We start from the raw sequence: 8,436 nt of genomic DNA, 5'->3' as shown, positions 1-8,436 counted from the left end.
CGGGCAGCAGGGTGCCCGCCGCGGCCAGCTTCCGCCGCAGGTCACCGCCACTGACCAGGTCCATCACGATGGCCACGGTGTCGCCCTCGACCACCAGGTCGTGCACGGCGACCAGGTTCGGGTGCCGCAGCCCGACCAGGATCGAGCGTTCCTGGAGGAAGCGGGCGACCAGGTTCTGGTCCTCGGCGAGCTCGTCGCGCAGCACCTTCGCCGCGTACCGCGCGCCCCCTTCGTCCGAAACGGTGAAAACTCGACCCATCGCGCCCGCGCCGAGCTGCTCGCCGAGCCGGTACCGACTGCCAAGTGGTTTTTCCATGCTGATGCCTCCGTGCTCTCCCGATAACGCCGGCGCCTTTGGCAATCAGCTCGACAGCGGGATCTGTTACGCGTTTCGTGAAGTGGGCATATTCGTGCGTGAGAAGGGACAATTGCGGGACATCGCGATTTGTCTATTCCGGTTTCGGCTGCCACCACTTCCGGTCGATGAGGCCGAACAGGGACCAGGCGGCCTGCGGCAGCACGAACAGCCGCCGGGTCACCGCGGCCCGGGCCCGCAGGTCGGCGCGCCAGGACAGCGCCTCGCCGATCCGCCGCTCGGCGACGGCCACCAACTCCTCGGCCGCCGCCTTGCGACCCGTCATCGCCAGCGCGATGCCCAGGTCGAGCTGGGTCATCATGGTGTCGGGGTGGTGTTCGCCGATCGTGGCCAGCTGGAGGCGTAACAGGTCCTGCAACACGGCCGCGGCGCGGTCGTAGTTCTTGAGCTGGGCGTGGGCCTGCGCGGTGGAGTAGCGCAGCCAGTGGCACAGCGGATGCCGGTCGGTGAAGACCTTGACGACAACCGGTTCCAGTTCGCCGAGCTCGCGCAGGGCCTGCTTGGGACGGCCCCGCGGCACCGATGCGCGGGCGCAGCGCACGGCCGCGGCCACGGTCAGCGGACTTTCCTTGCCCAGCAGGCGGGTCAGCTTGTCGCGGGTGGCCCGCAGCTCGTTCTCCACCCGATCCCAGTTCTCGTCGTGCAACGTGAACTCGACCAGGTCGAAGGTCAACTCGGCCTCGGCCTGCACGCCGATCGCCGCCAGCAGCAGCGGATGGGTCAGCAGCTCGGGCTCGTCGAAGCCGGCGATCACCTCGGCGGCGAGCTGCCGGGCCGGCCTGATCCGACCCGTGATGATCAGCAGCCGGGCCCGTTCCAGCCGGGCCCGGTCGTCCAGCGGCTCGTCGGCCAGCAGGTCGAGGGCCGGCTGGAAGCGGCCGCGCAGGCGGTGGCCGACGGCGATCGCCACCAGGGCGTCGACCCGTTCCCGCCCGGTCATCCAGTCCGGGACCGCCGACGGCCACCATCGATCCGCTTCGTCGTAACGGCCCAGGTGATCCAGCGCTTGCGCGAGCAGCAGTCGGGCCCGGACGCCGTCATTGGTCGTGTCGGGCGCAGCCAGCACATCGATCGCGCGCGTGTAGTCACCGGCGTCGATCAGCGCGCCGGCGGCGGCGATCCGGTCGTTGGCGGAGGCCGCGCCGTTCCTGAGGATCCGGTTCGCGCCGGCCCGGGCGGCGACGATGTCGCCCTGTTCCCGGAACCAGTCCAGCCCGGCGCGCAGCAGCTGTGCGCGCTGGGCGTCCGGCACGCACTCCTGCTCGGCGAGCGCTGCCGCGTGTCGATGCAGATGGTCGATCTCCTTGTACGGCAACAACCTCATCACGGCCTCGGCCGCCGCTCGGGTCAGTTCGTCCTCGGTGCCTGCGGTGTCCCGGACCAATGCGTGCACGTCCCAGTCGCTGCCGACCCGCCGCAACAATCCTTTGAGCGTCAGCTCTTCGACCGCTTCGGGCAGCCGATGATCGATGATGACCTCGCGTGCCAGTCGCGGCGGGATAGGCGCCAGCGACAGCGCGGCCGCGAGTCGCAGCACGCGCACAGCCGTCGGCCCACAGTGGTCGATGTCCCCCCTGAGGACATCGGCCACTGTGGACCTCGCTCCGTCGAGCAGGCCGACGAAGTCTGCCCCATGGAGCGCCCCCTGCCGGGCGCGCAACGAGTTCGCGGAGCTGGTGATGATCATCGGATGGCCCCCGGACCGAGCCACGAGACGGGCAATAGCGGCACGTTCGTCCTCGGCGACGTCCAGGATTTCGTCGTAGAGCGCTTCACCCTCCTCGGCGGACAGGCCGGTGAGCTCGACGACCGGCGCCGGCCAGTGCGGGGTGCTGGTCCGTGTCGTCAGCACGGTCCGTACGAGCGCCGACGGGATGATCAGCTCGTTGAGCACCTCGGCCGCCAGTCCGGACGGCACATCGTCGACGATCCACAACACCGCCTCGCCGGCCGTCTCGATGCGCGCGGCGACCACGGCCCGGACCTGCTCGGGCGACATGCCGTGCACTCGCAGGCCCATCGCCGCCGCGACAGCCCGCACGCTCGCGTGGAACTGCGCGCGGGTGTCGGCTCCGTCGAGCGGACCGGTCCAGTGCATGCCGCCGGGATACGCGTCGCGGAACAGGAAGGCGTATTGCTCGGCGAGACTGGTCTTGCCCATGCCGGCGAGGCCGCGTACGACCACCATCGCAGAGGAGACGCGCGGCACGGCCGGCGGCAGCTCGCGAGCGTGCAAGGCGCTGTGGATCTGCCACAGTTCGCGGTATCGGCCGACAAAACGGCGTGGATGCAGCAGGCGCGGCAGCATAGGCGCGGCGCTGTGCGCGGTGCCGAGCGGAGACGCCGTGGCGTGCACCACCTCCGCGACCCGGGCGACGATCTCGGCCATTTCGGCGTCCTTGCGCGGGCGCTGGACGTACGCGGCGTCCTGGAGCTCCACGGGCCCGATGTGGTCGCCGTTCTGCTCCGGGTTGATCACCAGCACGCGCCGCCGGGGGTCGATGCCCCGGCTCTGGGCCGCCAGAAAGGCCGAGGTCAGCTCCCACTGGCACGCGTACCGCGTCGGGAACCGGCGTGAGTAGTAGGCGAGCAGAACCTTCGACTCCGCCAGCGCCGTGCGCAACTCGGCCGTGATGCCGTCGAAGGACTTGATGCCCAGGCTGTCCCGGAACACCCTGAGCCCGGCGGCTCGCATCGCCTTGTCGAGCTTTTCCACCTCGACGATGTCGGACCAGGTGAAGCTGAGGAACACGTCGTGGGACTGCGTCACCAGCACACTGTCGCCGACGGCGACGGCAGAGAAAGGACAGATACTGGTCAATCCGCGCTATGCGACCGGATTGTCCTCGTCACGCCACGAGATGCGGTCGAAACCGTAGGCGTCACAGGCGTTGCGGACCGTGGCGGCGGCGTTCGGCGGCTCCGCGCGCAGGACGAGTTCGCCATCGACGTTGTAGACGGACAAGAACACCGTGATGCCGGCGTTCGGGCCCGCGACGGGTGCTTCGATGCGTGCGCCGCCGAAGGTTGTCACGACGAGGCTGCCGACGCCGGCGACGCCGTAGAAGATCAACCGGGCCAGCCGGCGGCTCTGTCCGAGGTCGACGGTCAGCTTGTGGTGCCGGGCCAGGATCATCGGGTTGCGACCGGTCCTCGGCGCGGAGACGATGCCCGCGCTGTGGCACACGATCGACGACTGGCCGCCGGCCAACACGTACGCACAGCCGAGCCTCGCGGCGGGCCGGCCGGCCTCGACGGTCAGCAGGCCGACGCCACTCTGGACCCGGCTCAGGATGACCATTCGGTTCGACGGCGTGAGCGTTGTCGTCGAGCCGGCTGTCACCGGTGTGGCCGGAAAACGCCGCGGCGGCACGATTTTCGGCACGGGTGGCGGCTGCGTCCGGACGGTTGCTCGGGGCCGGCTCCGGCGGCGCAGGAAGACAAGATCCGGCCTCGGCGGTGCGGTCGCGGGATCCAGGTTCACAGCGGCACCCCGTAGTCGCCGGCCAGGCCGCGTACGCCGGTGGTGTAGCCCTCGCCCACCACCTTGAACTTCCAGCCGCCGCCGTGCCGGTAGACCTCGCACAGCGCCAGCGCGGTCTCCGCGTCCAGGCCCTTGGCGAGGTTCTCGGAACGGGCGAGCTCGCGGTTGTCCCGTAGGTCCAACGCCCGTACGCCGATCTCTCGCAGCCGACCAAGAGTGCGGCGCAGTCCGTTCGACTCGTTGAGGTAGAGCATGACGACGAGCCGGCTCACCTGTGCCGGCACCCCGTCGAAACGCATCTCCAGCTGCTCGTCGTCGCCACCCATGGCCTGCTCCAGCTGCGACACCGAGGTTGCCGGGTCGGACAGCTGGTTGAAGAAGACGAAGTGGTCGGCGGACAACGCCTTGCCGCCGGCGTCGCACAGGACCGCGGCGACGACCAGGTTCTCCCCGAGCACCTCCTCTCGACCGGTCTTCCACCGCACGCCGACCACAACTCCGGTCAGGCCGGGAATCTCCTTGGTCAGCGCGACATTGGAGCCGCGCCGTAGCACGGCGATCATCACAGCTCCAGATCGGATCGGGAGAACTTGGTGTGCAGAAAAGAACTCTGGGTACGGATGGCGTCGCTGTCGCGCTGCCGGGCGGTGTCCAGGATGTCGGTCGCGGCATCGGCCAGCTGGCGCAGTTGCGCCCGCAGGGCGTCGGCGCGATCACCGGTGCCGGCGGACAAGCACGTGCGCAGCGTCGTCGGCAGGTAGTCGTCGAGCATGCGCTCGATCGCGATCGTCGTGGTGACGTCGACCGGCTGCCCGCCGACCACGTCCACGGCCTGCGCGAGCAGGTCGCAGACGTGCAGTGCGGCGAGCACGGACTCGGCCGGCAGCCGGCCCGCGCCGCCGTTGATGTGCGCGTAGCAGTCCTGCAGTTTTGCTTGCAGCGCGGCGGCTTCCTGCTCGGGACTCGGCTCCGGCGGCGGGGGCGTGCTGTGCTGGTCGCGGCGGAACCAGGTCATGGCCTGACTTCGCCTCGCCTGGTCCGCTCCAGGTACGGCTTGGCCCGGGCGATCTGCCCCTCCAGGGCGGTGACCGTCTGGGCCATCGAGTCGGTGGCCTGCACGCGGAACGTGTCCAGCGCGTCCATCGTCGCGAAGACGTTGTCGAACGCCGACTGGAGCTTGTTGACATCGATCATCGAGGAGGCGGCCAGCTGGTTGATCTCCGCACCCTGGCCCCGCAACAGCTGCGAGGTGCTCTCGATCAGATTGGACGTGGTGGTGTTCAGCTCGGTGATCTGGTCGAGCACCAGCCGCTGCCGGGCCAGCGCCTGGGAGACGATCACCGCCGTGCGCAGCGCCGACAGCGTTGTCGTCTGGGCCCGGTCGACGCCCCTGATCAGTTCGAGGTTGTTGCGCCGCACCACGTCCAGAGCCAGGTAGCCCTGCACGGCGACGGCCAGCTGGGCCATGATGTCCTGCCGCCGCTGCCGCACCGGGAACAGCGCGTCCGCCTTGAGCGTGTCCGCGTCCCGCCCCTTGCCCAGCGCCCGCATCTCGTCGATCTTGAGTGTCAGCTCGTCGTCCAGGGCCCGGGCCAGCGTGTTGTACTCGGTGAGCCGGCCCATCGCGGTCCACATGTTCGACTTCTCGGTCTCGATGCTGGCGTTGTCCTTGCGCAGGTCGTCCTGGCCCGACTCGAGCGCCCGGATGATCGCGTTCAGGTGCGACTGCGCGGAGCGGTACTTGGCGAAGTAGCGGTCGATCCGCGAACCGCCGGGCAGGAACTTCAGGAGCTTGCGGACGCCGGTCAGATCGGCGCGCTGGGGATCCAGCTCGGTGATCGTGTTGCGCAGGTCGAGCAGGGTGTTCGAGACCTGGTTCTGCGCGTCCGCGCCCGGCCGGCCTCGGGCGTGCCCGACGGCCGCCGCCGGGCGCTCCAGGATGCGGTTGGAGATGTTCGCCGAGGCCCGCATGTCCTGCGCGCCCATCGTGGCGATGCCGTTGACCTTCTGGCTGAACGCCGGCGAGTTCACGTCCAGCGTGGCCAGCTCGGCGGCGAACGCCCGCGCCTTCGCCCGCAGCTCGGCCTGCTTGGCCTCGTCCAGCGGGACGGCGCCGACCGCCGCGTCCTCGGCCACGAGCTGCACCGGTGCCGGTGGGGTGAGGGTCAGCGAGGCGCCACCGGTCATCGACTCCGACATGTTCCGCCTCCTCGGCGATGGGTGATCATTTGCTGCCCGGCGTCCACGTCAGGCCCCAGTCGTAGGCCTTGTCCAATGTGGACTGAAAACCGTGCACGTAGTTGACCTCGCGCCGGACCGCCAGGCCGCCGCCCGAGTTCTCCAGCATCGCGATCGCGCAGATGCGCGCGCCATGCTGCGCCTCGTCCAGCCGCACCACCACCGGCGGTCCGTCGACCGGGTACAAGGTCACCACGCCGTCGGCCGCCGCCCAGTTGGCCGCGCCCTCGTAGATGAAGGCGAAGATCAGGATCCGCCGGATCCGGTCGGTGTGGGCCAGGTCGATGAACAGGTTCTCGCCCTCGGTGTTCGACCCGGAGCGGTCGTCGCCGTCCAGCCGGATCACCGGGGCGTCGAGGTCCTTCGGACTCGCCGTGAACGAGTCGCCCAGCGCCTGCACCACGCCCTTGCGGCCGTCGGTGAACTCGTAGAGGCAGCCCAGGTCCAGGTCGATCGGCGCGGGCGCGCGCCGGAACAGGCCGCCGCCGCCCTCCGGCCGGGCGTTCCAGTTCAGGTTCACCCGCAGCGTGCCCGACCTGGTGGCGGGCTTGGTCAGGGACACCGTCGGCACGGACTTGGTCAGCGTGACCGTGCCGCGGCCCATGGACTTGCTGTAGTCGATGGCCATCGTGCTCACTTCCTCTGGGGACCGGTCACCCGGCGGTGTGGTGCGCCAGCAGCTCGTCCTGGCCCAAGGCATCCGCGCGGGTGTTGCGGTTTCGTATGACGGAGGACAGCAGCGCCGTCCCGATGAAGCCGATGCCGACCAGTGCGGTGACCAGTTCCGGCACGTCGTACCTGATCGTGCAGAGCAGCAGCACCGCGAGTGCGCCGACCGCCCACTGCGCGCCGTGTTCCAGGTAGGCGTAGTCGTTGAGGGTTCCCCTACGCACCAGGAAAACCGTCAGCGACCGGATGTACATGGCGCCGATGCCCAGACCGATCGCGATGAGCACCGGGTCGGACGTGATCGCGAAGGCGCCGATGACGCCGTCGAAGCTGAACGTCGCGTCCACGACCTCCAGGTAGAGGAACACCAGCAGCGCCGCCCGGCCGGTCGCCCTTGTCAGCCGGCTCGCCGAGCTGTCCGGCTCGAACAGGTCGCCCAGACCCTTGACCAGCAGGTACGTGATGAGCCCGAGCGCGCCGGCGACCATCACGTTGCCCGGGTCGTGCCCGAGCGCCAGCACACTGGCCGTGAACACGAGCGCGCCGGCGGCGACGATCACCGACAGCTGCCGCAGCCGGCCCAGCTTGGCCAGCGGCCGCTCGATCCAGGACAGCCAGGTGATCTCGCGTTCCTCGAAGATGTAGTTGAGGAACAGGGTGAGCAGGAAAACGCCGCCGAAGGCCGCGATCGCTGGGTGGGCCTGGTGCAGCGTCCAGCCGTAGCTGCCCGGTGTTGTCGGTTCGCCGCCTCGCATCGCCAGTTCGTACGCCTGCACCGGGGACATTCCGGCGGTGAGACACACGACCAGCAGCGGGACGAGCAGGCGCATTCCGACGACCGCGATGAGTACGCCGACGGTAAGGAAAAGGCGCTGCCACTTCTCGCTCATGCGGCCGAGAACCGTCGCGTTGACCACGGCGTTGTCGAACGAAAGGGAGATCTCCAGAACCGCGAGAACGGCCGCGCCGCCGATTCCGGTCGCCCCGCCGTAGCACAGTGCGAGCACCAGCCCTGCCACCGTCACCGCGAACGCGGGTCCGAACGTCCTGACTAACATCTCGCTCCCTTGGCCGGGATTCAGCCGACGTTGACGCCGAAGTCCTTGGCGATGCCGGCCAATCCGGACGCGTAGCCCTGGCCGACCGCGCGGAACTTCCAGTCGCCGCCGCTGCGGTAGAGCTCGCCGAAGATCATCGCCGTCTCGGTGGACGCGTCCTCGGACAGGTCGTACCGGGCCAGCTCGCGCCCGTCGGCCTGGTCGACCACGCGGATGAAGGCGTTGCGGACCTGGCCGAACGCCTGGCCACGGCGATCCGCGTCGTAGATCGAGACCGGGAACACCACCCGGTCGACCGCCGTCGGCACGGCCGCCAGCTCGACCTTGATCTGCTCCGCGTCCCCGTCCCCGCCGCCGGTCAGGTTGTCGCCGGTGTGCTGGATGGAGCCGTCCGGGGTCGTCAGGTTGTTGAAGAATACGAAATGCTGATCCGAGACGGCGTTTCCGTCCGTGCCGAGCGCGATCGCGCTGGCGTCCAGATCGAAATCCTCGCCGCTGGTCGTGCGTTCGTCCCAACCGAGGCCGACGGTGACCGCCGACAGGCCGGGAGCCTCCTTCGTGAGCGATACATTTCCGCCCTTGGACAGGCTGATCCCCATACTCGCACTCCG

Annotated in this window: 9 protein-coding genes; all 9 read right to left on the bottom strand. The window is 69.4% G+C overall.

From position 1 onward, the window contains the following. Nucleotides 1–316 (bottom strand): protein kinase domain-containing protein (locus KUTG_RS16225; protein WP_043717798.1); only part of this gene is annotated, 316 nt, incomplete at its 3' end. 133 nt (nt 317–449) lie between these two features. After that, complete coding sequence (locus tag KUTG_RS53520; RefSeq protein ID WP_198047192.1) at nt 450–3,146, bottom strand: tetratricopeptide repeat protein; 2,697 nt, start codon at nt 3,144–3,146, stop codon at nt 450–452. Between the two features lie 57 nt (nt 3,147–3,203). Next, nucleotides 3,204–3,677, bottom strand: coding sequence for a hypothetical protein (locus tag KUTG_RS16215; RefSeq protein WP_043717797.1), 474 nt, complete (start codon nt 3,675–3,677; stop codon nt 3,204–3,206). Nucleotides 3,678–3,856: 179 nt separating this feature from the next. Beyond that, complete coding sequence (locus tag KUTG_RS16210) at nt 3,857–4,423, bottom strand: TerD family protein (protein WP_043717794.1); 567 nt, start codon at nt 4,421–4,423, stop codon at nt 3,857–3,859. Further along, a complete protein-coding gene (locus tag KUTG_RS16205) occupies nt 4,423–4,875 on the bottom strand; it encodes a hypothetical protein (RefSeq protein ID WP_043717791.1) in 453 nt (150 codons plus the stop codon). The genes KUTG_RS16210 and KUTG_RS16205 overlap by 1 nt, the downstream gene beginning before the upstream one ends. Next, nucleotides 4,872–6,059 carry a toxic anion resistance protein gene (locus KUTG_RS16200; protein WP_043717789.1) on the bottom strand — a complete coding sequence of 396 codons (1,188 nt, stop codon included), beginning with the start codon at nt 6,057–6,059 and terminating at the stop codon, nt 4,872–4,874. The genes KUTG_RS16205 and KUTG_RS16200 overlap by 4 nt, the downstream gene beginning before the upstream one ends. 25 nt (nt 6,060–6,084) lie before the next feature. Further along, a complete protein-coding gene (locus KUTG_RS16195) occupies nt 6,085–6,726 on the bottom strand; it encodes a TerD family protein (RefSeq protein WP_043729576.1) in 642 nt (213 codons plus the stop codon). Between the two features lie 25 nt (nt 6,727–6,751). Beyond that, complete coding sequence (locus KUTG_RS16190) at nt 6,752–7,825, bottom strand: DUF475 domain-containing protein (protein WP_043717788.1); 1,074 nt, start codon at nt 7,823–7,825, stop codon at nt 6,752–6,754. A gap of 20 nt (nt 7,826–7,845) precedes the next feature. Continuing rightward, nucleotides 7,846–8,424 (bottom strand): TerD family protein, encoded by a 579-nt coding sequence (locus KUTG_RS16185; RefSeq protein WP_043717785.1) that lies wholly within the window; start codon nt 8,422–8,424, stop codon nt 7,846–7,848. Nucleotides 8,425–8,436 lie beyond the last annotated feature (12 nt).

Source organism: Kutzneria sp. 744 (assembly GCF_000568255.1).
In the GTDB taxonomy this organism is placed as follows: Bacteria; Actinomycetota; Actinomycetes; order Mycobacteriales; family Pseudonocardiaceae; genus Kutzneria.
This window is presented reverse-complemented; position numbering and strand designations above follow the sequence as displayed.